This is a genomic window from Pseudoduganella aquatica, assembly GCF_009857595.1.
In the GTDB taxonomy this organism is placed as follows: Bacteria; Pseudomonadota; Gammaproteobacteria; order Burkholderiales; family Burkholderiaceae_D; genus Rugamonas; species Rugamonas aquatica_A.
The window spans coordinates 1-23190 of the sequence record NZ_WWCU01000030.1 but is presented as its reverse complement, the minus strand read 5'-3'; the positions used below and the strand labels follow the sequence as shown (position 1 = coordinate 23190).

The window sequence follows — 23190 nt, the reverse complement described above, 5'->3', positions numbered from 1 at the left end:
CGCATTTTTGTGCGCCGCCGCCTGTTATCCTGCTTGCATATTTTTCAACGGAGAGAACGATGGGGATGATAGCTTATCTGGCCGGTGTCGACGACGTGACCATGGCCCGCTTGCAGGCCAATCCGGATGATGTTGCGGCGGTGATTTATCCGCCGGATGGTCATGGCGAGGACGCGGATTTCGTGGATCTGGACAAGGCATGGCACTGCATCCACTTCATGCTGACGGGGAGCGCGGTCGACACGGCGCCGACGGCTGGCTGGTCCATCCTGGGCGGCACGGAGCTGGGCGAGGACATGGGCATGGGGCCGGCCCGCGTGCTGGCGCCCGGCCAGGTGCGCAGCGTGGCGGCGGCGCTGGACGCCATCGACGAGGATGCCTTCACGGCCCGCTACGCGCCAGATTCCATGGTGGCGGCAGAGGTCTATCTGAGCGACAGCCTGGCCAGCGACGGCGACGCCGCGCTGGACTACATCGTGCAAAACTATCGCAGCCTGCGAACCTTCTACCGCGACACCGCCGCCAAGGGACATGGCGCGATACTGTGGCTTAGCTAGTCCGCGCCGTTTAATTCAATCAGAACAAGGATGTATATGCAGAAAAGCTACCTGAGCAAACCGCGTTTCCTTTTTCAATGTCTGGCCGTTGCGCTGGCGTGCACCGGCAGTGCCTTGGCCGCACCTGATGCGGGTAATCCCGCGCTGGTCGAACTGGTGCAGCGCCATGCCGAGGCGCAGCGGGATTTCAACCAGGCTACGCTGCAGGCTACCACTGCCGATAACTATGTCGAAGTGTCGCCTGCGGGCGAAGTGGACAGCCGCGAGAAGATGCTGTCCTTCTATGCGCCCGATCAGAAGCGCGCCTCGCCGCAACTGACGGTCACCGAGCCGATGGTGCGGGTGCTGGGCGATACCGCCGTGGTGCTGGCAAAGCTCAACTACACCATGGGCGCGGAAGGCCAGGCCCGCAGCTTCGCCATGCGGGCGAGCTATGTGGCGCAACTGAAGGACGGCAAATGGAAGCTGGTGTCCGCGCAGTACACCGGCATCCGTCCTCCGAAGAAGGCTGAGTGAATGGGGGCGAAGACCTGGATGCTGGTGTACAGCAAAGGGAATCCTGTTGAGATATTGATGGGCAGTCCTGCGCTGGACCGTGACGCCACCATTGCGCTGGCGAAGCGGCTGTTCGTGTCTGAGAGGCTGGAACCATTAGGTGACGGGGACTTGTCCTCTACCTGCCCGGCGGATGATGTGCTGGTCGTGGGATGTTTTCCGGGACTGACTGTGGTGGCGGCCAAGGAATTCGGCATTGACTACCCATCAAGGCTTCCGGCCAAATTTCTTGAGGCGATGCCGGGACATGGGGTTTATCTGCACGCGATGCATAGCGTGGTTGACTGGTTTGCCTATGCCGTATGGGCAGACGGAAAATTGCAGCGGTCGCTGAGCCTTTCTCCGGATAGTGGCGTACTGGAGGATATCGGCGAAAGGCAGTCTTTTGAGGCACCGTATTGGGACGGAGAGCATCCGGCTGTCGATTCTGAAGAGGATGCTGCTGACTACCCCTTCGTCTTTCATCCGTTGGACATGGGCGAGGCCGCGCTGCTGTCGCTGTTCGGTTATCAGCTGGAAGGTATGATCGATCCGACGCATCTGCAGCCGGAATCGATACCGCTCATGCGCTTCAAACGAAGAAAATCCTGGTGGCGCTTCGGATGGCGCGGAAAGTAATCAGCAAATGAAGTTCAACATCTACGGCCGGTTCCAGATTGATGTGCGCCGCGTGGGCGAGGAGTGGGAAGTCTACCGCCTGGATTTCGGCAAGCGCGTGCCGATGGAGGAAATCGTCATCCCGCCCACATTGGCGGAAGACGAAATCGCCATCTACCTCGACGATATTTTTCATGAGCTGGCCGGGTTCGGTCAAAGTATAGAATTGATGGCGTAAGAGGTGCCCTTGTCTGATTGAAGTCCCTCTGTAGAAACCTTCTCTTCCGGCGTTCTCTTTTTGTCTCTTTTGAACTCTTTTTGTCTCCTGCTGTCCAAAAGACAGGAAGAGACAAAAAGAGACAAAAAGAGAAAGGGGAAAGAGAATGATTCTACAGACGCACCCCGCAGGGATACCACCCGCCGCCTATCGCATGCTGGCCGATTACCTGCGCACATCGGGCAGCACGCTCTCTGCGTCCGAGGCAATCAGCCACGCCATTCAGGACTGGATCGCCGCGCAGCGCAAGGCTGCGGAGCCGGTTAGCGGTTACCAATGGAAATCTCTATTCCTGCCAAGCGGGAGCGGCCTGCGCATACAGCACGAAGGCCTTTGCCACTACGCCCACGTTGTCGGCGAGGAGCTGCTTTACCAAGGCAGGCCGCTATCGCCGCACCAGCTCACGCTGATGCTGATGGGGCCGGGCCGCAACGCCTGGCGCGAATTCTGGGTCAAGCTGCATGGTGAAAAACAGTGGGTGCAGGCCATCAAGCTGCGCAACGCGCTGGAGTCGCGCCCGGTGGCCGCCTCGCCGCTCGACGCCATGGCCGCCGCCGCCCGCACCATGAGCGACGCGCTGCAAACCACGCTTACCCTGGTCCAGCATGTGCACCACAAAGCCACTATCCAGCCCGAGCGCCGCCTGCCCAAGCACCGCCGCATGGAAGACTGCTTGACGGATGATTGATTGCCACCGCGCTCGAGCACCTGCCGGGCACGGCGGCGTTACTGCACGGTGATGTAGGGCGCGCCGCGCTCGGCCGGCATCTGGGACAGCAGGGTGCGCATTTCGCGCGCTTCGTCGGCGGGCGTGCGGCCGAAGAAGCGCTTGAACTCGCGGCTGAACTGCGAGCTGCTTTCGTAGCCCACCCGCGCCGACGCGCTGGCCGCGCTCAGGCCGTCCTGTACCATCAGCAGGCGCGCCTTGTGCAGCCGGGTCGATTTCAAATACTGGATGGGCGAGGTTTGCGTAACCGCCTTGAAGTTGGCGTGAAAGGCCGCCACGCTCATCCCCGCCTCGCCGGCCAGCGTGGCCACGTCGATCTGGCTGCTCAGGTCCGCGTGGATGCGGCGCAGCGCCTTGCCGATTTTGCCGAAATGGCTCTGGTGCGCCAGCGCAGCGCGCAGCGAGCCGCCTTGCACACCGGTCAGCACGCGGTACAGGATCTCGCGCATCGCGCTGGGCGCCAGCAGCTGCGTCTCCAGCGGGGAGGTCAGCGCCTCAAGCAGGCGCAGTACGGCGTCGCACAGCTTGGCGTCCATCGGCGAGGAGATGATGCCTTTGGGCTCGGCCGCGATGGCGGCGCCGGACTGCTCCACCGCCAGCATCAGCTCCGCCGCCATCTGCAGGTCGATGCGGATGGACACGGCCAGCATGGGCTCGGCCTCGGAGGCCTGCACAGTCTCGCCTTCAAACGGCAGCGGCACGGACATGACCAGGAACTGCTGCGCGTCGTAGTCATAGGATTGGCCGCCCAGGTAGCCGCGCTTGCGGCCGGAGCAGACGATGACGATGCACGGCTCGTACAGCACCGGTGTGCGTGGCACGGGCCTGTTCACGCGCATGAATTTCACGCCGTCCAGCGCTGACAAGGTGGAGCCTTCGGCCGGGGCGAGGCGGTCCATCAGCGCCATCATGCGTTGTTGCTGGCTAGTCATGGGTATCCTGTGGGTAGTAGCTTCGTGCAGATATTATGCCCGATTCCGCCACGTTTATCGTGCGGATTGGAGGATTAGGCAATAGACCGAGATCTTCCGGCATTCACGGCGGCGCTGCGCCTCCTTAAAATCCTGTGCATCAGACTAAGCTCAGGGGGCGCATCATGCAGCTACAGGAAAATCAAAAAGTAGTGCTAATCACCGGCGCGAGCAGCGGCATAGGCGAGGCCACGGCGCGCTTGCTGGCGCAGCACGGCATGCATGTGGTGCTCGGCGCGCGCCGTACGGACAGGCTGGAACTGCTCGCGGCGCAGATCCGCGCGGCGGGCGGCTCGGCGGACTTCCACGGGCTGGACGTGACGGACGCGGACGACGTGCAGACCTTCGTGCTGGCCGCGCACAAGCAGCACGGCCGCGTGGATGTGATGATCAACAACGCGGGCGTGATGCCGCTGTCGCGCCTCGATGCGCTCAAGCTCAAGGAGTGGGACCGCATGCTGGACGTGAACGTGCGCGGCGTCCTGTACGGCATCGCGGCGGTGCTGCCGCTGATGCAGGTGCGGCGCGCGGGGCAGATCATCAATATAGCGTCCATCGGCGCGTACACGGTGAGCCCGACGGCGGCGGTCTATTGCGCCACCAAGTTCGCGGTGGCGGCCATTACCGAGGGCCTGCGGCAGGAGGTGGGCGGCGACATCCGCGTAACGCTGGTGTCGCCGGGGGTGACGGAGTCCGAGCTGGCGGACGGCATTTCGGACGAGCAGGCCCGCGCCGAGATGAAGGAGTTCCGCAAGGTGGCCATCGCGCCGGACGCGATCGCGCGCGCCATCCTGTTTGCCATCGTGCAGCCGGCGGATGTGGATGTGAGCGAGATGGTGGTGCGGCCCACCGCCGGACACTAGGCGTAGCGCATCAGCGCCGCGCCGCAGGCAATGAGTGCGATGGCGGCGTAGCGTTGCGGGCTGATTTTCTCATGCAGGAAGACGACGGCGATGGCGGCGGCGAACAGGATGGCGGTCTCGCGCAGCGCCGCCACGGCGGCCACCGGCGCCACCGTCATCGCCCACAGGGATAAGGCGTAGGAGGCCAGCGTGCCCGCGCCGCCCAGCGCGGCGGCGCGCCAGTGGGCGGCCGCATAGGCCGCGAAGCCGGCGCGGCGGCGCGGCAGCGTCCAGGCCAGCAGCCCGGCAGCGGTCAGCACGAACAGCCACATGGTGTAGGCCAGCGGCGATCCGGAGCGCCTGGCGCCGACGCCGTCCACCAAGGTGTAGCACGCGATGGCGCAGGCATTCAGTAGCGCGTACAGCACGGCGCGGCGCTGGCGCGGCACAGGCTCGGTCGCTGCCGCAGCTGCCGGCACTGCGCCGCCTCGCGCCAGCGCCATGCTGAAGATGCCGCCGCTGATGCAGGCCACGGCGGCGTATTGCACTGCCGTGAGCTGCTCGCCCAGCAGCGGCGCGCTGGCCAGCGCAACCAGCAGCGGGGCGCTGCCGCGCATTAGCGGGTAGGCCAGGCTCATGTCGCCGTGCCGGTAGGCGGCGGACATGAGGCCGAAATAGCAATAGTGGATCGCGGTGGTGGCGCACAGCATGGGCCAGCTGCCCGGGGCGGGCGCGGGCAGCAGGGGCAGCGCCGCGAGCGAGATCAGCGCCGCGCCCGACACCGCCAGCACGGACGTCAGGAAGGCGTCCTTGCCGGCCTTGATCAGCGCGTTCCATCCCGCGTGCAGCAGCGCAGCAAGCAGGATGACTGCGGCGACCTGTCCGGACACGGGTTGATCGCGCCCGGCGCCTAGCGCGGCCGCACGCTTTCGGCCAGGATGTCGGCGCGGTGCATGCGCTGGAAGCTTTCCAGTATGGTGTTGGAACGCGCGATGTTCTCCATCACGTCCAGCATGGCGGCCTGGTCTTCCGGCTTGAGCGAGCGGCGCGACACGTACACGCCGCTCACGCTCCACGGCAGCTCGGGTATGGGTTCGATGCGCAGCTTGTCCAGCATGCCGGACAGGCGCGCGTCGCGTATCACCGCGCCGGCCAGCGTGGTCGGCCCCATGATGGTGACGTCGATCGCGCCGGACAGCATCAGCCGCGCCACCGCGACCGTGTCCACTTCCTGGAACAGCCGCCCCTGTTTGGCCAGTTCCTTGATCAGCGCCTGATAGCGCTCGCCGTAGTCGAAGCCGCGCACCACGGCCACGCGCAGTTCGGGCCGGTCCAGCAGGTCTTGCGCGCTGGCCAGCGGGGGGCGGTTGCTCGCCACCGAAATCAGCGTGGCGCGGTGGCCGATCAGCGGAATAAAGGTGCCGATCACGTCGCGCGCCGGCGTGCGCGTGGCGGGCACCAGCAAGTCGGCCTTGCCCACCTCGAACAGCACTTCCTGGCGCGCGCGCGGCACCACGGAGAACGCCAGCTGGCAGCCCGCTTTCTGGCTGGCGGCGCGCAGCACGTCGGGATAGATGCCGCCCACGGCGGCTCCGTTGACGGTGATGCTCACGCCGATGGGCGCCACCGGCACGGCGATCTCGCGCGAGCATTCGGCGATCGCGGGCGTCGCCGCCAGCGCGGCAGCCAGCGCGGCAGCGGCGCCCAGCGCTGGCGGCGCGCCGCAGCGCAGCCGCACCATCATGGCTGCACCGCCTTGACGGCCGCCTGCTTCATGTCGTGCGTGCGGAAATAGTGGCGCGCCACCAGGATGGCCACGGCCTGCATGGCGGCGCAGACGAAGAAGCTGCTGCCGATGCGCCAGTCGTTGGCGGGCAGGTGGCTCACCTCGCCCAGGATGGCACTGCCCAGCAGCGGCATGAAGATAATGCCGATGCTGCTGATCGACTGCAGTGATCCCATCAGCTCGCCCTGCCGGGCCGCGTCGGTGGATTTGGAGATGATGCCCTGCAGCGCCGGCCCGGCGGCGAAGGCCATCAGGTTGCAGCAGATGAACAGGTACATCATCCAGCCCTGCGTGGCCAGGCCGTACAGCGTGTAGGTGATGCAGCCGGAGGCGAGGCCGATCAGGGTCAGGCGCATTTCGCCGAACCATTTGATGAAGATGCCCAGCAGCCCGGCCTGCACCACGGCGGCGGCCATGCCCACGCAGAACAGCGCGGCGCCGTTCTGGCCCGGGCTCCAGTTGAAGCGGAAGTGGGTGTACAGCACCCAGGTCGACTGCAGCATCATCTGCGCGCAGGTCATCAGCGCGAAGGCGATGATCAGGCCGCGGATGTCCTCGCGCCGGGCCAGCTTGAACAGGCCGTCGAGCGGGTTCACGCGGGTGAGCTTGAACTTGGAGCGGCGCGCCTCCGGCAGCGACTCGGGCACGCAGAAATAGCCGTAGACGAAATTGGCCGCCGACAGGCCCGCCGCCACGTAGAACGGCAGGTGCAGGTTGATGCTGCCCAGCAGGCCGCCCAGCATGGGGCCGGCGATGAAGCCCAGGCCGAAGGCCGCGCCTATCTTGCCGAAGCTCTTGGCGCGGTTCTCGTGGGTGGAAATGTCGGACGCGTAGGCCGAGGCCACCGACATGCTGGCCGACGAGGCGCCGCCGATCACGCGGCCGATGAACATGCAGGCCAGGTTGGGCGCCCAGGCGGTGGACAGGAAGTTGATGCACATGCCGGCCATGGAGTACAGCAGCACCGGCCGCCGCCCCACCCGGTCGCTCACCGCGCCCAGCATGGGCATGAAGATGAACTGCATCAGGCCGAACACCGCGCCCATGATGCCGTACCACAGCGCCTGCAGGTCGCGCGTGTGGACGAATTCGCCCACCAGGATGGGCAGCACCGGCACCACCAGGCCGATGCCCAGCATGTCGATAAAGACGCACACCAGCACGAATTTCAGGTTGCCTTGCGAGGTGGTGGAGAGTGGAACGGGTTCGCTTTTGCTGGTCATGGCGGTTGTAATGTGCGGTGCGTGGGGCGTGGCGGGGCTAAGGCGTGGCCGGGCTGGCGGCCCACTCGGCGATAAAGCTGTCGCGGAAGGCTATCAGCTCGGCCAGGCGGCTCTGGCCCAGGCGACGGCCGGCGGCGGTCTGCATCTTGCCGGGCAGGGTGGCCAGCTTCACGTCGATATGGTCGAGCGAATAGGCCTTGTCGTCCAGCTCGCGGTGCAGCGCCATCGGGTCTTCGGCGTGCGCCAGCGCGCAGCCCATGCGGCCGGCGGTGTAGAACATGCGCGCCAGGCCCACCGCGCCCAGCGCGTCAAGCCGGTCCGCGTCCTGCACGATTTTGGCCTCGATGGTCTCGGGCTGGATGCCGGCCGAGAAGCTGTGGGTCTCGATGGCGTGCGCGGTGGCGGCCAGCTTCTCCTGCGGGAAGCCCAGTTCGGCCAGCTGGCGGCTGGCCAGCCGCGCCGCCTGGCGCGAGGCCAGGTGGCGTTCCGGGGAGTTCTTGGGCAGGTTCACCAAGTCGTGCAGATAGCAGGCCGCCAGCACCACCAGCGCATCGGCCTCCGGGTAATCGTCCATCAGCAGGGTGGCGTTGCGCCACACGCGGTGCAGATGGTTGGTGTCGTGTGCGCCGTCGTCGGCTGCGGCGGCGCCGGCCAGCGCCACCAGGCGCGGATGCCAGCTGCTTAACAAACTATTCATTGTTCTCCTTGCCCTGCGGTTTGCATTGATGCCTACCGCCTAATTGTGGCATTGAATTAACAAGAAGGCCATAGCCGTTTGCACGCTGCTATTGCCTTGGTGCATTTATTTGATGCGTCAAGTCTTGACTTACGGTAACATTACGGCTCTTAATTTACGGCATCTAGCCTTAAGGGAAACTATGTCCAACGACGCCATCACCACCGCCAATGTGGCGGCCGCCGCCGAATACCTCGCCTTCACCCTGGGCCAGGAAGAATACGGCATCGACATCCAGAAAGTCAGCGAGATCCGCAGCTACGAAGCGCCCACCCGCATCGCCAGCGCGCCGGAGTTCGTCAAGGGTGTGATCAACCTGCGCGGCCTGATCGTGCCGATCGTGGACATGCGCATCAAGTTCAACGTGGGCGAGCCGACCTACAACCAGTTCACCGTGGTCATCATCCTCAACATCGGCCACCGCGTGGTGGGCATGGTGGTCGACAGCGTGTCCGACGTCACCATCCTGACCCCGGAGCAGGTCAAGCCGGCGCCGGAAATCACCTCCACCCTGAACACCGAGTACATCGTCGGCCTGGGCACCATCGACGAGCGCATGCTGATCCTGGTGGACATCGACCGCCTGATGACGAGCGCCGACATGGGCCTGCTCGACACCGCGCTGGCCGCGTAAGGACCGCCATGAGCGCACTTTCCCGCATCAGCATCGGCAAGCGCCTGGCTCTGGGCTTTGCCGTTATCCTGGCCCTGTCCGTGGCCATTACCGGCGTCGCCATCTGGCGTTTGCACGATGTGGCCAGCGCCACGCGCGCAATGATGGAAGTGCCGCTCGCGAAAGAACGCCTGATCAGCGACTGGTCGGGCAAGATCGACAGCGCCATCCGGCGCACCACGGCGATCGCCCGCAGCAGCGACCCGTCGCTGGCGGCCTATTTCGCCGACGAGTCGAAGAAGTCCAGCGCCATCTCGGCCGAACTGCAGAAAAAAGTCGAGACGCTGATCGACGACGACGAGAAGGAACTGTTCGGCCGCATCGGCGAGCAGCGCAAGATCTACCTGTCTTCGCGCGACAAGGTGGCCAAGCTCAAGGCCGAGGGCGCGCTGGAGGAGGCGGAGGCGCACTTCAACAACGTGTTCGCGCCCGGCGCCGCCGCCTACCAGAGCCTGATGGCCGAGCTGCTCAAGCTCCAGCGCGGCAAGATCGACGCCATCGCGCAGCAGATCGAAGCCGGCGCTGGGTCCAGCCGCACCTTGCTGATAGCGCTCACTGTGCTGGTGCTGGCCTTCGGCGTGGTGTGCTCCTGGCTGCTGACCACCGGCATCACGAAGCCGCTGGGCCAGGCGCTGGCGGCGGCGCGGCGCGTGGCGGCGGGCGACCTGACCGGCCGCATCACCGTCAGCGGCGGAGACGAGACCGGCCAGCTGCTGCTGGCCCTGCAGGACATGAACAGCTCCCTGCTCAACATCGTGCTGCAGGTGCGCAGCGGCACCGCGCAGATCGAAACCTCGTCCACCGAGATCGCTGCCGGCAACCAGGACCTGTCCTCGCGCACCGAGCAGCAGGCCGGCTCGCTGGAGGAAACCGCCGCCTCGATGGAGGAGCTGACCGCCACCGTGAAGAACAACGCCGGCAACGCGCATCAGGCCCAGGAACTGGCCAGCGCGGCGGCGGGCGTGGCCGTCAAGGGCGGCGCCGTGGTGGCCGAGGTGGTGGGCACGATGGACGCCATCAACGCCGCCTCGCGCAAGATCGTCGACATTATCGCCGTCATCGACGGTATCGCCTTCCAGACCAATATCCTGGCCTTGAACGCGGCCGTGGAAGCGGCGCGCGCGGGCGAGCAGGGACGCGGCTTTGCCGTGGTGGCCAGCGAAGTGCGCACGCTGGCGCAGCGCTCGGCGGCGGCCGCCAAGGAAATCAAGGAGCTGATCGGCGACTCGGTGGACAAGGTGAACCAGGGCAGCAAGCTGGTGGCCGACGCCGGCGCGACCATGGAAGACATCGTCGACAGCGTGCACCGCGTGAGCGCCATCATCACCGAGATCACCACCGCCAGCAAAGAGCAGAGCGCGGGCATCGAGGAGGTGTACAAGGCCATCGGCGAGATGGACCAGGTCACGCAGCAGAACGCCGCGCTGGTGGAGCAGTCCGCCGCCGCCGCCGAGTCCATGCAGCAGCAGGCGGCCCAGCTGGCGCAGGTCGTCAGCGTGTTCCAGGTGGACGGCGCCGGCCGCGCACCCGCAGGGCTCGTGGCCGCTGGCCGCACGTCTGCGGGCCGCTCGCCTGCGGCCCACGGGCAGGGCAGCGGCACCCGCTTGCTCGGCTAGTCCGCGCTTTACTCCAGCTCTCCCCAGGAGGCGATCGCCTGTTGCGACAGGCGGTCCGCCTCGCTGTTGCGGTGGCGCGGCACCCAGTGCAGCGTCACCCGCCCCGATTTCCCCAGTTGCGCCATCAGATCCAGCGCCCGTTCGCGGTGCTGCTCCAGTCCCTTCGCGCCCGCGCCGCCCGCCACATCGCTTATCACGACCTGGCTGTCGCCATAAATCGCCAGCACGCCCGGACGCGCCGCGACGGCCGCTTCCAGTAGCGCCAGCAGCGCCAGATACTCCGCCTCGCCGCTGTTGCCGTGCCCCGCGCGCGCGCTGATCTCGATCCGCTCGCCCGCCGGCCCAAGCAGCAGCCCCCCTATGCCCAGCCGCCCCGGATTGGGATGCGCCGAGCCGTCGAACCACGCCTGCCAGGCGCCAGGCTGCGGCGCCGGCCGCGCGCGCGCCTTGATGCCCGCCACCTTCTCGCCGCGCGCCGCCAGCTTCGCCGCCCGCCGCTCCGCATCATCCCGTTTCAATTTGGCGCGCGCCGCCAGCAGGTCGGCCAGTTCCGCCAGCCCCTGCGCCGTGGCCGACTGCCGCATAACGCGCAGCAGCGCCTCTGCTTCGTCCAACCCCTCCCTGGCGGCCATGCGGCGCGCCGCCACGCGCTCATTGTGGAAGGCGGCATCGGCCAGGCTGGCGGGAAGGTCCGGGGAGGAGGAGGGGAGAGTCGTCATGCCGCCATGCTACCGCCTGCGCCCCGCCTGAATCAACACGCGCTGCTGAAATTCGCGCAGCGCTGCTGGCTTTTGCGCACGCGGGGACGTCAAAACCCCGTCCGGTGGCTGGCACGGTTCCTGCGCATAAGCATGCTCCATCCCATTCCTAGCCAGGAAAGCATAGTGACCAAGCCCTCCAATGTCCGGCAGCCGCTCTTGCGCTGCCTTGCCCTCTACCGACTGATGCCGTGGCGCTTTGCGCTGACCGCCACGCTGTTCACCATCGTCAACCTCAGCCTCGCGTGGCAGCAATGGCTGGTAGGCCGCGCCGTGCACGACGTGGAAAGCGGCCGCGCCGTGCAGCGCCTGCCCGACGGCGCGCTGGACTGGTCGCTGGCCCGCCACTGGCTGCTCGCCCTGCTCGCGCTGGCCGGCGCGCGCGCCGTGCTGCAATACTGCGGCGGCGTGATGTCGCTCATCATCGGCCAGGAACTGCTCACCATCCTGCGCCAGCGCATCCTGCAGCAGGTGCAGCGCCTGGACCTGGCCTACCACTGGCGCCACGGCGTCGGCGAACTCGTCACCCGCACCACGCGCGACGCCGACAAGGTGCGCGACGCCCTGATCAGCTTCTGGCGCCAGGTGTTCGAAACCGCCCTGGTGGTGGTCGCCTCCATCGGCCTGCTCTGCTGGTACAGCCCCTGGCTTGGCCTGCCGCCGCTGCTGCTCACCCTGGCCGGCATCGGCATCTTCGTGGCGCAGACCGGCACGCTGGTGCACCTGGACCGCGCCGCCGGCGCCGCCTACGACAAGGTGAACCAGGAACTGAGCGAAGGCGTGAACGGCGTGCGCGTCATCAAGGGCTTTGGCCTGGAGCAGCGCCGCGTGGAGGTCTTCAGCGACCACGTGGACGAATTCGTGCGCCTGGCGCGGCAGGCGCTGGCCTATTCCGCGTCCCACATCCCGCTGCCGCAGGCCGTGGTGGCGCTGGGCCACGTCTGGATACTGGGCTACGGCGCCCATCTTGTGCAGCAGGGGCGCATGAACGTGGGCGAAATCGTGGCCGCGCTGCTGGTGGCGAACACGCTGGTGTTCCGCATTGAAGGCGTGGGCCGCGTGATGCAGATCTTCGCCGACGCGCGCTCCTCGGCCGGCCGCATCTGGGAGCTGCTGGACGAACGGCCCGGCATCGCCGGCAAGCCGGAAGGCCAGGAGCGCAGCCTGCCCGACGGCGCGCTGGGCCTGCGCCTGAACGGCGTGGACATCGCCGCGCCGGGAGGCAGCACCGCCATTCTGTCGGCATGCGACTTCGAAGTGGCGCCGGGCGAGGTGGTCGCGCTGGTGGGCGCCACCGGCTCCGGCAAGAGCACGCTGGCGGGCCTGCTGCCACGGCTGCTGGAGCCGGACCACGGCTCGGTGCGCGTGGGCTCGCCCTGGGGCGGCTGGCGCGACCTGCGCGGGCTGGACCTGGACCAGCTGCGCCGCAAAGTCCACGTGGTGCCGCAGGAGAGCTTCCTGTTCTCGGACACGCTGGCCGCCAACCTGCGCCTGGCCAAGCCCGACGCCACCGACGCGGAACTCGAGCAGGCGCTGGCCTGGGCCTCCGCCGGCGACGTGGTGGCAAGCCTGGAGCACGGCCTGCAAACCCGGCTGGGCGAACGCGGCGTGACGCTGTCGGGCGGTCAGCGGCAGCGCATCTGCCTGGCGCGCGCGCTGCTGGCGCGGCCCGCCATCCTGGTGCTGGACGACGCCACCAGCGCGCTGGACGCACTCACCGAGCGCCGCGTGCTGGACAACATCCGCCGCCTGCGCGCCAGCGGCGACTACGCCGTCACGGTGCTGATGGTGGCCAGCAAATTGTCCACCATCCTGCTGGCGGACCGCGTGGCCATGCTGGCCGGCGGCCGCATCGCTGCGGAGGGCACGCATCCGGCGCTGATGGCGTCGCACGCGGGCTACCGCGAACTGCTGGGAGGCGGCGATGGCAAATAATCTGCGCGGACAAACCGCATTGAGCGACATCGAACTGGAACAGGCCTTGGCGCGCAAGGCGCTGGACCGCAGCATGTTCTGGCGCCTGCTGCCGCTGCTGCGCCAGGTGCGCGGCCGCATCGCCGCCGTGATCGCGCTCGAAGCGCTGCTGGTAGGCGTGATCTTCCTGCGCCCCTGGTTCCTGCGCGAAGTGATAGACCACGGCTTCATCAAGACCGCCACCGGACTGCTGCTCGACGAGCGCCTGCTGGCCTGGATGGCGGCGGGGCTGGCCTTCAGCTGGATACTGCGCTTCCTGCTGTCCGGCCTGTCCCAGTACTTCGCCGGCGGCGCGGCCATCCATATCCTGAACGCGCTGCGGGTGCGCGTGTATGCGCACGTGCAGTCGCTCAGCGTGCGCTATTTCGACCAGACCAAGGCCGGCCGCATCATCTCGCGCGCTGACCGCGACGTGGATGCGCTGGAACCGCTGCTGATACAAGGGCCGCCGGAGCTGCTGTCCGCATTGCTGCGTTGCGCCGTGGCTGGCGTGGCCCTGTGGCTGATTTCGCCGCGCCTGTTCGCCGCGCTGGCCGCCGTGGTGCCGCTGCTGGCGGGCTTCACCTGGCTGTTCAAGCGCATCTCGCAGCAGAACTGGACGCGCGTAGCCGAGGCGCGGGCGCGCTTCACGGCCCACCTGGTGGAAACCGTGTCCGGCGTGCGCTTGATCAAGCAGCTGGTGCACGAGGACAGCAACGCACAGCGCTACCTTGGCCTGCTGCGCCACTTCAACCAGACCCTGGTGAGCGGTAATATCCGCTCCAGCTGGTTCCTGCCGCTCACGCAGGTGCTGAGCACCCTGGGCATGGGCCTGCTGCTGGTGGCGGGCGGCTTCGGCATCGCGGACGGCAGCATGACCGTGGGCCAGCTGGCGCAAAGCCTGTTCTACGTTCACCTCTTCCTTGGCCCCCTGCAGGAGCTGAACGACCTGTTCGAGCGCTACTCGTCCGGCGCCGCTTCCGCGCAGCGCATCTTCCTGCTGCTCGACACCGAGCCGGAGATCAACGATCCGCCCGTGCCGCTGCGGCCCGCTCGGCGCGGCGAGGTGGAATTTGCCAACGTCGGCTTCTCCTACGACCCGGCGGGCGGGCGCCCTGTCATCCGCTCGCTGCAGCTGCATATCCCGGCCGGGCAGGTGCTGGCCATCGTCGGCCCCACCGGGCATGGCAAGAGCACCCTGGTGCAACTGCTGGCGCGGCTTTACGAAGTGCAGTCCGGCGCCGTGCTGGTGGACGGCGTGGACGTGCGCTACTACCAGCAGCAGGAGCTGCGCAAGGTGATCGGCGTGGTCCTGCAGGACAATGTGCTGTTCTCGGGCAGCGTGCTCGATAACCTGCGCCTGGCCGCGCCCGACGCCAGCGACGCCGCGCTGATTGCCGCCGTGCGCGAACTGGGCGCGGACGAAGTGCTGGAGCGCCTGCCGCAGGGCTACCGCACCGAGGTGGGACCGCTGGGCGGCTTCCTCAGCCACGGCCAGCGGCAGCTGGTATGCCTGGTGCGTGCCTATCTCTCCAACCCCGCCGTGCTGGTGCTGGACGAGGCCACGTCCGCCGTGGACCTGCATACCGAGCGCCGCATCCAGGCCGCGCTCAGGCGGCTGTGCCAGGGCCGCACCGCCATCATCATCGCGCACCGGCTGGCCACCATACAGGACGCGGACCGCATCGCCGTCATCTGGAACGGCGAACTGGCGGAGGCGGGCGACCACCACAGCCTGATAGCGCAGGGAGGCGCCTACGCAAGGCTGTACGGGGCCTACGCGGCGGCGCAGGCGGAGACGGTTGCATGAAGCCGGATATGTGAAAAGTGGATAAGCAAGCGTAGCACTATTCGTTCACTCAGCTTGGGTGGCGGGCTATAGTCGAATCATGGAACTACTAGCCAACCACTTCACATCCGAATTCGCGCGCAGCGCCCACTTTGCCAAGGGCGTGGAGGGCGATGGCGAACCGCTCGTCACCTTCCGCGAAGCTCAGAAAATGAGCTTGCTGGTGCGCGCCACCGCCTTCGTCTTCGCAGATCCGCGCTCCCGCGAGCTGCACGAGCTGATTACGCGCATCGCACCCAGCGAGGCGACGGTGCTCATCACCGGCGAAACCGGCACCGGCAAGGAGCTGATCGCGCGCCACGTGCACGCCCACAGCAGTCGCCGCGACGCCAGTTTTGTGGCCGTAAACTGCGGCGCCTTCCTCGAAACGCTGATCGAGAGCGAGCTGTTTGGCTACGAGCGCGGCGCCTTCACCGGCGCGCACCAGGCCAAGGCCGGCTGGTTCGAAACCGCACGCGGCGGCACGCTGTTCCTGGACGAGATAGGCGATTTGCCGCTGCCCATGCAGGTCAAGCTGCTGCGCGTGCTGCAGGAGCGCGAAGTGGTGCGGCTGGGCGCGCGCAAGGCCATACCGATCGACGTGCGCCTGATCGCCGCCACCAATGTGGACCTGGCCGAAGCCGTGCGGGCAGGGCGCTTCCGCGAGGATCTGTATTACCGCCTGCAGGTGATCTCGCTGCCGCTGCGGCCCCTGCGCGAACGGCCCGGCGACATCATGCCGCTTACGCGCCACTTCCTGCAGATCTATGCGCGGCGCCTGCACCTGACTGAATTCTCGATCACGCCGGACGCCGAGCGGGCCTTGCTGGAGTACCCATGGCCAGGCAATATCCGCGAACTGGAAAACGTGATCCACCGCGCGCTGCTGGTGAGCCATGACGGCGCAGTGACAGCCTATGACCTGAGCCTGCGCGGCTGGGCGAGGCAGGAGCCCAGGATAGAGCCACACCGCGTGGAAGCGCAGCCGCAGCCCTCGTATCCCGCGCAGCCCCCGCAGCATTGGCAGGGAGCGGACACCGGCGCGGGAGGCGGAGCACCCGCCGGCGGCGCCACTGCGGCAGCCCGCTTCCACGCCGCGTGGCGCGCCCTGCTGGCATCCGGCGAAGCCATCGAGTTCGAAGCGCTCCAGCAGCAGCTTGCGCTGGCGGCGTTCGAAAGCTGCGACCGCAACCAGGTGCGCGCATCCAAGCGGCTCGCTATCAGCCGCAACATCATGCGCACCTACCTAAAGAAAGCAGGCGTGCTGTAATCCCGTCCTGCCAAGCCGTAGGGCGGGTTAGGTGCGCAGCACCGTAACCCGCCGAGCCAGCGTCGCGGCAACATCGCATGTGTCTTCCCAAGCACGAGTTGTTGCGAAACCAGCACCCTGTCGCCTGCGCAGCAAGCACACCCGCCTCCAGGCGGCAGATAGCACGATTAAAGCATGGCACGGTTTCTGCGTTGTGAAGGTGGCTGACACCACAACTCACGAGGAGCTGAAACATGACCATAGAATTCATCTGGCAACTGCCCACCGGCGGCGACGGCCGCTACGGCGAGGCCGCCATCCTGCGGCGCGGCGAGCGCGCCGCCGACGCAGCTTCCCCTTACAGCGACGGCGTTTCCGACCCCCGCGGCAAGCGCTTCAACTACTACGATTATCTGCACCAGGTAGCTCGCGCAGCCGACCTGTCCGGCTTTGACGGCGTGCGCATCAGCCACGACCTGCAAGGCGAGGAATCGTGGATCGTCGCGGGCTACATCGCGCGCGGCACGCGCCGCATCAAACTGGTAACGGAGTTCGACGCAGCCTGGGGTTCCGCCGTGTACGCGGCCAAGAACGCCGCCAGCTTCCAGCGCTTCACCGGCGGCCGCCTCGCATGGCAGATCGCCCCCAGCGGCGCGGCCGATGAGCGCCGCCGCCATGCCGACTTTGTGGAAGACGCGGACGTGCTGCCGCGCATCGACGAATTCCTCACCGTCGCGCGTGGCGTGCTGACCACGGCGCCGTTCAATTTCAAGGGCAAGTTCTTCGAAGTGGGCGAGGGCGGCTTCCGTGGTACGCTGGCCAACAACCCTGTACCCAAGATCTACCTGTCCGGCACCAGCGAAGCATCCTTCGCGCTGTCTGCCTGCCAGGCGGACGTGCACGTGCTGGACGCCGCGCCGCCGGAAGTGCTGCGCGAGCAGGCCGCGCGCCTGGCCGCGCTGGCCGCCGCCGAGGGCCGCCAGCTTGCCATCGGCCTGCGCATCAGCGTGCTGGCCCGCGAAACGGAAGATGAAGCCCGCCACGACGCGGCCATCTACCGCAGCCAGGCCGCCGCTGATTCCGAGCGCACCGCCCATGTGGCCGGCCCGGCCGCGCTGATCGGCAGCTTCGAGCAAGTCACCAACCGCCTCGCCGAATACGCCGCCGCAGGCGTGTCCAGCTTCCTGCTGTCGGCCGTGCCGCATCTCGAGGAAGCCTACCGCCTCGGCGAAAACGTCCTGCCGGCCCTGCGCGAACGGCTCGCCGCCGGCCAGCGCCAAGCCGCATAAACCACACACCATCCACTGGACCCACTGGAGCACATCATGACCATAGACTTCTTCTGGCGCCTGCCCACCCACGGCGAGCCAAGTTCGCACCGCAGCCGCACCCCCTACCGTGGCGACACGCTGGCTGGCAACGCCCAGCTTGAGCAGGCCGGCGGCTACACTTATATCGACTACCTGGCCGAGATCGCGCATGCGGCCGAAGTATCGGGCTTCCACGGCGGCCTGATTCCATCCTTCCCCATGACCGACGAGCCCTGGGCCATTTCCGCACTGCTGGCGCGCGAGACCGAGACCTTCCGCTTTATGATCCCGTTTCAGCCCGGCTTCCTCAATCCGGTAGCAGCGGCGCGCATGACGGCCAGCCTGCAGCGCGCCACCGGCGGCCGGGCGCTGTACAACGTCATCACCGGCGGCGGCGGACCTGCGCAGCTGTGGTGGGGCGACTCCGCCAGCCACGACGACCGCTACCGGCGCACCACCGAGTTCCTCGACATCGTGCGCGGCGTGTGGCAGGGCGGCCCGTTCTCCTACCAGGGCAAGTTCTACCAACTGGAGCACGGCGGCCTGCCGGACCCGCTGTCGAAAGAAGAATTCCCCGAGATCTACTTCTCCGGTTCGTCGGACGCGGCCCTGGCCTCGGCCTCGAAGCACGCGGACTACTACCTGACCTGGCTGGAGCCCTTCGACGCGCTGCGCGAGAAGTTCCGCCGCGTGAAAGAGAAGACCGATCTGCTGGGCCGCAAGATCAAGTGCGCGGTGCGCGTGGACATCGTCGCCCGCGCCACCGAGCAGGAAGCGTGGAACGAAGTGCGCAAAGGCTTCGAACGCGTGGACGCGGAAACGCTGAAACAGTTCCTGGCGCCGCAGGGCGATTCTGTGGGCGCCGCGCGCCAGCGTTCCAATCTGCCGACGACGCTGAACAGCTACCGCGACCTGATTATTGAGCCCAACGTCTGGTCCGGCTTCAACCTGCTGCGCGGCGGGCAGACGCAAGGCATCGTCGGCAGCTACCAGCAGGTTGCCGAGCGCCTCGACGAACTGGTGCAGCTGGGCGCGGACGCCTTCATCCTCTCCAGCACTCCGCACCTGGAAGAAGCCTACCGCGTGGGCGAAGAAGTACTGCCGCTGGTGCGCGGCCACGTGCAGCCGCAAGCGCTGCGCGCAGTGGGCTAACCCATAGCTTGATGCAGTAATCTCTTGCTGCTTCAAAAGCAGCAGTGTGGCCCAGGCAGCATGCGTCGCCTGGGTGTTTAAAAATCACCAAGCTCCATCATTCAAAAGTAAGCCATATTCCATATGGCTTACTTCAACGTGGACAAGCAGGCACGGCGCTTGCAATGAGTAACTTACCTGCTACTCATTACAAAGGAAGTGTCCATGCAATCCCAGCAATCGCCAGTCACCCGGTTCAAACGCACCGCCATCAGCCGTGAGCTGCGCGCGGTCTTTGCCATCGCCCTGAGCGGCAGCGCCTTCGCCGCCAACGCCGCACACGCTGAAGATCAGGCCGAAGTTGCCGCCGCTGCCGCCAGCGTCCCTTACGTGGTGGGCGAGCTGGGCGCGCTGCAAACCGTTACCGTCACCGCCCAGAAGCGCGAAGAGAAAGCGCAGTCCGTGCCCAGCTCCATTACCGTCCTTGGCGGCAAAGAACTGCTGGACGACGGCGTGGGCCGCTCCGCTTCAGAGATCCTGAACTTTGTGCCGAACGCCTCGGCGGGCACGCAGCAGCACGGCCGTCCGCGCTGGTGGATACGCGGCGTTGGCGCCGGCCAGCAGCAGATCGACTTCCCGAACCCGGTTGGCTTCTACCTGGACGACGTCTATATCAGCAACTCGTCGGCCACCGGCTTCCCGCTGTTCGACCTGGACCGCGTTGAAGTACTGCGTGGCCCGCAAGGCACGCTGTGGGGCAAGAACACCACCGGCGGCGCCATTAACGTCATTTCGAAAAAGCCCAGCTTCCGCACCAGCGGCTACTTCAAAGCCGACTACGGCAGCTACGACACCAAGCTGCTGGAAGGCGCCATCGGCGGCGGCCTGGTGGACGACGTGCTGGCGGGGCGCCTGTCCTTCCACTCCGAAGACCAGGGCGAGGGCCGCTTCACCAACCTGTTCAACGGCCGCAAAGACGGCGCATTGCGCGACAGCGCCGTGCGCGCCCAGCTGAAAGCGCTGATCAGCAAAGACCTCAGCGCCAATCTGAATCTGCACTACCGCGACTACAAAACCGACGGCACCATCACTACCGTGGCCAGCTACGCCGCCAACGGCGTGTACCGCAACGGCTACATCCCCAGCACCAACCCGGACGACATCAGCGCCAACGCGCCGGCCAACAGCTCCGTGAAGCAGGGCGGCGGACAACTGGCGCTGGAATACCAGCTCGGTCCTTACTCGCTGAACTCCATCACCGGCTTCGAGAACTACCGCACCGAGAGCCAGGGCGACGGCGACAATACGCCGCTGGAGATCAGCCGCAGCCGCAGCGCGGCCAAGAGCCGCCAATGGTCGCAGGAGCTGCGGCTGGCGTCGCCGCAGGAGGACAAGGTAAGCTGGGTGGCCGGCCTGTTCTACTTCAACGAGAAAATCGATTCGGACTCCGCCTCCGCGCGCCTGCCGAACGGCGCTGCGCCTGCGCTGGCGGGCAGCACGCAGCCGGTCGGCTACAACAGCACCATCTACAATCACGAGGCCCGCAGCTTTGCCGTCTTCGGCAGCGCCACGGCCACCATCAGCGACCAGCTGCGCGCCATCCTGGGCCTGCGCTGGACCACGGAGACCAAGGACCTGGACCTGCGCCGCAAGCAGGCCGCGTCCGGCACCCCGCAATTCGGCAGCGTGGACAACTGGTGGAACACGGTCAGTGGCGCAAACTACGCCGCTGCGGCCGTCGCCAACAACAACTTCGTGTCCACGCCGTCCACCACCTGGCACGCGCTGACCTGGGACTTCACGCCGGAGTACAAGATCAGCTCCACCGCGCGGGCCTACTTCAAGGCGGCGCACGGCATCAAGTCCGGCGGCTACAACACCAGCGCAACGGACGTGCGCGCGCTCAACACCGTGGCGCCGGAAACGTTGAACTCCTTTGAACTGGGCCTGAAGTCCGAATGGTGGGAGAACAAGCTCAATTTCAACGCCAACCTGTTCCGCTACAACTACAAGAACGTGCAGGTCAACATTACCGGCGTCTACAACGGCGATCCTACCCAGAGCGTGAACTACCTGCAGAACGTCAGCAAGGCCCACGTGAACGGCGCCGAGTTCGAGCTGGAGCTGCAGCCGGTGGACGAACTGCACATCAACGCCAACATCGGCATCCTGCGCACCGAGTTTGACGAGTTCAATATCCAGAACAACGGCGGCAACCGTTCAGGCAATGAATTCGTCCGCTCGCCGCACGGCACCGCGCTGCTGCAGGCCGACTACCGCCTGCCTGTGGCCAACGGCAAACTGGTGGCCAGCGCCGACTGGCGCTACGCCAGCAAGCAGTACTACTACGTCGATCCGCAGACCGACGCGCGCGGCCTGCTGAACCAGGGCGGCTACGGCATCGGCAATGCGCGCCTGTCGTACACGCTGCCGGGCGGGAAGCACACCTTCAGCGCCTACGTGAACAATGTAGGCGACAAGATCTACAAGAACCACACGCTGACCAGCTTCGTGCCGGGCACCGTGAATGGCGACACGGTCTACTGGGGCGCGCGCCGCACGTTCGGCCTGTCCTACACCGCGCAGCTGTAGCCCTACAGCGTAACAAAGCAAGCGACGAAGCAATGGCAACACCGTAGGGCGGGTTAGCAGCGCAGCTGCGTAACCCGCCATGTTTGCGCCGTCGCGGAGATGAAAATGGCCACCAATTGGTGGCCATTTGTTTCTAGATGCTCGATGTCAGACTGTGAGATTTCGCGCATTTTTCGGATGAGCAAGATGTTATCCTTCATGGCAATCAGCCTATTTCGGCCCGCATAAAGGATGGACTTCTTATGAACCACGCGTTTACCGCTTCTGTACCCTACCTTCAGACGGAACGGCTTACGCTTCGCGAATATCGGCGCGACGACTTCGACTTATTTGCGGACCATTTGGCCAATTCCGAAAGCTCAGCCCACCTGGGCTCAGCAGACCGCCAAACGGCTTGGCGCATCTTCGGTTCACATGCCGGATTGTGGCTCTTGCACGGCGCTGGCTGGTGGTCTGTGGAGGATAAACAGAGCGGCCAACTGGTCGGAAGTGTGGGCGCTTTCTTTCGAGAGCAGTCAACGGTGATGGAGATGGGATGGAATACCTATCGAGCATTCTGGGGCAAGGGACTTGCGGGCGAAGCGGCTGGAGCAGTCTTGAATTATGCGTTTGAGGTTAGATGCGAACCCAAAGTCCGGGCGCTCATCAGCTCGGGCAATGCCCCATCGCGCCGTGTTGCCGAGCGCCTTGGAATGAGCTACGAAATGGAAACTGAGCTGCACGGCAAAGCAATCGGCAGTTACATGATCGAACGCAAATGAATGGACTCATTTCCTTTCCCGCTCCGTAAAGCCCCTGCATCGCGGGGTGACCTTAAACCTGAACCACTTCCAACGACGGATATCGGGCCGACAGCGGATGTTGGAAAATAAGATAGCTCCCCACGACTTTAGGAAAAGCATGTACAGACTATTAGCGATGATATCGATGCTCGGCGGAGTGGCCAACTTGCCCCAATATGCAGTGGCCCAGACAGCGGACGGCAGCTACAAGGTGCAAATCGAACGGGTCATTGAAACCTTCCGTGCCGCTATCGTCAACAAGGACGAGGAAGCGTTTCTACGACTATTTTTGAAAGAGGACATTACTTGGTCTGGTGTCACCACCGACGCCAGTCTCGACAGGATGTACGCAAACCGCCCCAAACCTGAGATGAAACGGCCTTTTAAATTCTTCAACAGTAGCCCGCGAAAATTTATCAGTTTTGTTGTCTCGGATAAGGAAAAAATCGACGAGACGATATCGAACGTGCGCATCGACAGCGATGGCGACGTCGGTCAGGTCTGGTTCGACTATAACTTTGTCAGAGGGGGCTATAAGGAAAACTGGGGCAAGGAAAGCTGGCAGGTGGTGCGCACAAGCGATGGCTGGAAAATCGCGGGAGTGGTATGGTCGCAGGAAATGAATCCGACACCGCCGCCCTCAACAGGGTTGCGGTAGACAGCGGGCCACAGGCAGAAATTTTTGTTTGCCAGCGTTTTGCTCACCGGCCGAGTTCGGCCAGAACTGGACAAAGTTACTTTACGCTTCTTTCGCCACTCTTTGAATCACTAGGCTCATGTCTAACCAAACGCTAAGGAAGCGCTGATCTATTCGCTTTCCTGGCAAGGCCAGCGCGCCGAATGGTCCACTGGCGAGCCGTTCAAGCCCATTTTTCGTCCGATTTCACGCGATGCTTCACATCTTTCTGTAATCAGGACGGACTACGGGATTCGGTGATCGTAAAGCGCCTTCCGGCCAGCACCAGATTGGCAAAGGCGAACAAGGTAGACAGCTGTGCCGTGTTCTTGGCCAGGCCGCGATAGCGCG

General features: G+C 65.6%; 22 protein-coding genes and 1 pseudogene. 16 read left to right on the top strand and 7 right to left on the bottom strand.

Going from position 1 to position 23190, the window contains the following annotated elements; all coding sequences use genetic code 11:
• The first annotated feature begins 59 nt into the window (after window positions 1-59).
• From GTP77_RS21830 to GTP77_RS21810, 5 genes are all read left to right on the top strand, one after another.
• Window positions 60-557, top strand: coding sequence for a YfbM family protein (locus tag GTP77_RS21830; RefSeq protein WP_161074263.1), 498 nt, complete (start codon window positions 60-62; stop codon window positions 555-557).
• Between the two features lie 114 nt (window positions 558-671).
• Entirely contained in the window at window positions 672-1073 is a 402-nt protein-coding gene (locus tag GTP77_RS21825; protein ID WP_161074262.1) for a nuclear transport factor 2 family protein, read from the top strand.
• Window positions 1074-1730: a DUF6928 family protein gene (locus GTP77_RS21820; protein WP_161074261.1), complete on the top strand. Its 657-nt coding sequence runs from the start codon at window positions 1074-1076 to the stop codon at window positions 1728-1730. It abuts the gene before it with no gap.
• Window positions 1731-1737: 7 nt separating this feature from the next.
• Window positions 1738-1947: a DUF7661 family protein gene (locus tag GTP77_RS21815; protein ID WP_161074260.1), complete on the top strand. Its 210-nt coding sequence runs from the start codon at window positions 1738-1740 to the stop codon at window positions 1945-1947.
• Window positions 1948-2092: 145 nt separating this feature from the next.
• Window positions 2093-2674, top strand: a complete 582-nt coding sequence (locus GTP77_RS21810; protein WP_161074259.1) for a hypothetical protein — start codon at window positions 2093-2095, stop codon at window positions 2672-2674.
• A gap of 38 nt (window positions 2675-2712) precedes the next feature.
• On the opposite strand, the gene GTP77_RS21805 is transcribed toward GTP77_RS21810, so the two are convergent.
• Entirely contained in the window at window positions 2713-3645 is a 933-nt protein-coding gene (locus GTP77_RS21805) for an AraC family transcriptional regulator (RefSeq protein ID WP_161074258.1), read from the bottom strand.
• 164 nt (window positions 3646-3809) lie between these two features.
• On the opposite strand from GTP77_RS21805, the gene GTP77_RS21800 reads away from it, so the two are divergent.
• Window positions 3810-4547, top strand: coding sequence for an SDR family oxidoreductase (locus tag GTP77_RS21800; RefSeq protein WP_161074257.1), 738 nt, complete (start codon window positions 3810-3812; stop codon window positions 4545-4547).
• Here GTP77_RS21800 and GTP77_RS21795 read toward each other — a convergent pair.
• From GTP77_RS21795 to GTP77_RS21780, 4 genes are read right to left on the bottom strand one after another with little or no spacing between them, the layout of a single operon-like run.
• Complete coding sequence (locus tag GTP77_RS21795) at window positions 4544-5416, bottom strand: EamA family transporter (protein ID WP_161074256.1); 873 nt, start codon at window positions 5414-5416, stop codon at window positions 4544-4546. The genes GTP77_RS21800 and GTP77_RS21795 overlap by 4 nt on opposite strands.
• 20 nt (window positions 5417-5436) lie before the next feature.
• Entirely contained in the window at window positions 5437-6270 is an 834-nt protein-coding gene (locus GTP77_RS21790) for a substrate-binding periplasmic protein (RefSeq protein WP_229202291.1), read from the bottom strand.
• A complete protein-coding gene (locus GTP77_RS21785) occupies window positions 6267-7535 on the bottom strand; it encodes a TCR/Tet family MFS transporter (protein WP_161074255.1) in 1269 nt (422 codons plus the stop codon). The genes GTP77_RS21790 and GTP77_RS21785 overlap by 4 nt, the downstream gene beginning before the upstream one ends.
• Window positions 7536-7572: 37 nt before the next feature.
• Window positions 7573-8232, bottom strand: coding sequence for an HD domain-containing protein (locus GTP77_RS21780; RefSeq protein ID WP_161074254.1), 660 nt, complete (start codon window positions 8230-8232; stop codon window positions 7573-7575).
• Window positions 8233-8413: 181 nt separating this feature from the next.
• On the opposite strand from GTP77_RS21780, the gene GTP77_RS21775 reads away from it, so the two are divergent.
• A complete protein-coding gene (locus GTP77_RS21775) occupies window positions 8414-8905 on the top strand; it encodes a chemotaxis protein CheW (RefSeq protein WP_161074253.1) in 492 nt (163 codons plus the stop codon).
• 8 nt (window positions 8906-8913) lie between these two features.
• Window positions 8914-10560 (top strand): methyl-accepting chemotaxis protein, encoded by a 1647-nt coding sequence (locus tag GTP77_RS21770; protein WP_161074252.1) that lies wholly within the window; start codon window positions 8914-8916, stop codon window positions 10558-10560.
• An 8-nt stretch (window positions 10561-10568) separates the two neighbouring features.
• Here GTP77_RS21770 and GTP77_RS21765 read toward each other — a convergent pair whose 3' ends face one another.
• Window positions 10569-11279 carry a reverse transcriptase-like protein gene (locus tag GTP77_RS21765; RefSeq protein ID WP_161074251.1) on the bottom strand — a complete coding sequence of 237 codons (711 nt, stop codon included), beginning with the start codon at window positions 11277-11279 and terminating at the stop codon, window positions 10569-10571.
• A 165-nt stretch (window positions 11280-11444) separates the two neighbouring features.
• Between GTP77_RS21765 and GTP77_RS21760 the strand changes: the two genes are divergently transcribed.
• The 8 genes from GTP77_RS21760 to GTP77_RS21725 all read left to right on the top strand — a co-directional run bounded on the left by GTP77_RS21760 (window position 11445) and on the right by GTP77_RS21725 (window position 22821).
• Window positions 11445-13253 carry an ABC transporter ATP-binding protein gene (locus tag GTP77_RS21760; RefSeq protein ID WP_223149381.1) on the top strand — a complete coding sequence of 603 codons (1809 nt, stop codon included), beginning with the start codon at window positions 11445-11447 and terminating at the stop codon, window positions 13251-13253.
• Entirely contained in the window at window positions 13243-15081 is a 1839-nt protein-coding gene (locus GTP77_RS21755; protein WP_161074249.1) for an ABC transporter ATP-binding protein, read from the top strand. Before GTP77_RS21760 ends, GTP77_RS21755 begins: the two co-directional genes overlap by 11 nt.
• Before the next feature lie 79 nt (window positions 15082-15160).
• Window positions 15161-16369, top strand: coding sequence for a sigma-54 interaction domain-containing protein (locus GTP77_RS21750; RefSeq protein ID WP_161074248.1), 1209 nt, complete (start codon window positions 15161-15163; stop codon window positions 16367-16369).
• Between the two features lie 233 nt (window positions 16370-16602).
• The gene (locus tag GTP77_RS21745) at window positions 16603-17637 is read left to right on the top strand and encodes an LLM class flavin-dependent oxidoreductase (protein WP_161074247.1); all 1035 of its coding nucleotides are present in this window, start codon (window positions 16603-16605) and stop codon (window positions 17635-17637) included.
• A 36-nt stretch (window positions 17638-17673) separates the two neighbouring features.
• Window positions 17674-18810, top strand: a complete 1137-nt coding sequence (locus GTP77_RS21740; protein ID WP_161074246.1) for an LLM class flavin-dependent oxidoreductase — start codon at window positions 17674-17676, stop codon at window positions 18808-18810.
• A gap of 204 nt (window positions 18811-19014) precedes the next feature.
• Window positions 19015-21381, top strand: a complete 2367-nt coding sequence (locus tag GTP77_RS21735; RefSeq protein ID WP_161074245.1) for a TonB-dependent receptor — start codon at window positions 19015-19017, stop codon at window positions 21379-21381.
• Between the two features lie 242 nt (window positions 21382-21623).
• Window positions 21624-22142: a GNAT family N-acetyltransferase gene (locus GTP77_RS21730; RefSeq protein WP_161074244.1), complete on the top strand. Its 519-nt coding sequence runs from the start codon at window positions 21624-21626 to the stop codon at window positions 22140-22142.
• Window positions 22143-22281: 139 nt separating this feature from the next.
• Window positions 22282-22821, top strand: coding sequence for a nuclear transport factor 2 family protein (locus tag GTP77_RS21725; RefSeq protein WP_161074243.1), 540 nt, complete (start codon window positions 22282-22284; stop codon window positions 22819-22821).
• A gap of 253 nt (window positions 22822-23074) precedes the next feature.
• On the opposite strand, the pseudogene GTP77_RS21720 reads toward GTP77_RS21725, so the two are convergent.
• Window positions 23075-23190, bottom strand: a pseudogene (locus GTP77_RS21720) (IS5/IS1182 family transposase); the annotation flags it as partial.

Coding starts and splice junctions, on each gene's coding strand:
- GTP77_RS21830 (WP_161074263.1), top strand. CDS start 60: ATGGGGATGATAGCTTATCTGGCCGGTGTCGACGACGTGACCATGGCC.
- GTP77_RS21820 (WP_161074261.1), top strand. CDS start 1,074: ATGGGGGCGAAGACCTGGATGCTGGTGTACAGCAAAGGGAATCCTGTT.
- GTP77_RS21815 (WP_161074260.1), top strand. CDS start 1,738: ATGAAGTTCAACATCTACGGCCGGTTCCAGATTGATGTGCGCCGCGTG.
- GTP77_RS21810 (WP_161074259.1), top strand. CDS start 2,093: ATGATTCTACAGACGCACCCCGCAGGGATACCACCCGCCGCCTATCGC.
- GTP77_RS21805 (WP_161074258.1), bottom strand. CDS start 3,645: ATGACTAGCCAGCAACAACGCATGATGGCGCTGATGGACCGCCTCGCC.
- GTP77_RS21800 (WP_161074257.1), top strand. CDS start 3,810: ATGCAGCTACAGGAAAATCAAAAAGTAGTGCTAATCACCGGCGCGAGC.
- GTP77_RS21790 (WP_229202291.1), bottom strand. CDS start 6,270: ATGATGGTGCGGCTGCGCTGCGGCGCGCCGCCAGCGCTGGGCGCCGCT.
- GTP77_RS21785 (WP_161074255.1), bottom strand. CDS start 7,535: ATGACCAGCAAAAGCGAACCCGTTCCACTCTCCACCACCTCGCAAGGC.
- GTP77_RS21780 (WP_161074254.1), bottom strand. CDS start 8,232: ATGAATAGTTTGTTAAGCAGCTGGCATCCGCGCCTGGTGGCGCTGGCC.
- GTP77_RS21775 (WP_161074253.1), top strand. CDS start 8,414: ATGTCCAACGACGCCATCACCACCGCCAATGTGGCGGCCGCCGCCGAA.
- GTP77_RS21770 (WP_161074252.1), top strand. CDS start 8,914: ATGAGCGCACTTTCCCGCATCAGCATCGGCAAGCGCCTGGCTCTGGGC.
- GTP77_RS21765 (WP_161074251.1), bottom strand. CDS start 11,279: ATGACGACTCTCCCCTCCTCCTCCCCGGACCTTCCCGCCAGCCTGGCC.
- GTP77_RS21755 (WP_161074249.1), top strand. CDS start 13,243: ATGGCAAATAATCTGCGCGGACAAACCGCATTGAGCGACATCGAACTG.
- GTP77_RS21750 (WP_161074248.1), top strand. CDS start 15,161: ATGGAACTACTAGCCAACCACTTCACATCCGAATTCGCGCGCAGCGCC.
- GTP77_RS21745 (WP_161074247.1), top strand. CDS start 16,603: ATGACCATAGAATTCATCTGGCAACTGCCCACCGGCGGCGACGGCCGC.
- GTP77_RS21740 (WP_161074246.1), top strand. CDS start 17,674: ATGACCATAGACTTCTTCTGGCGCCTGCCCACCCACGGCGAGCCAAGT.
- GTP77_RS21735 (WP_161074245.1), top strand. CDS start 19,015: ATGCAATCCCAGCAATCGCCAGTCACCCGGTTCAAACGCACCGCCATC.
- GTP77_RS21730 (WP_161074244.1), top strand. CDS start 21,624: ATGAACCACGCGTTTACCGCTTCTGTACCCTACCTTCAGACGGAACGG.
- GTP77_RS21725 (WP_161074243.1), top strand. CDS start 22,282: ATGTACAGACTATTAGCGATGATATCGATGCTCGGCGGAGTGGCCAAC.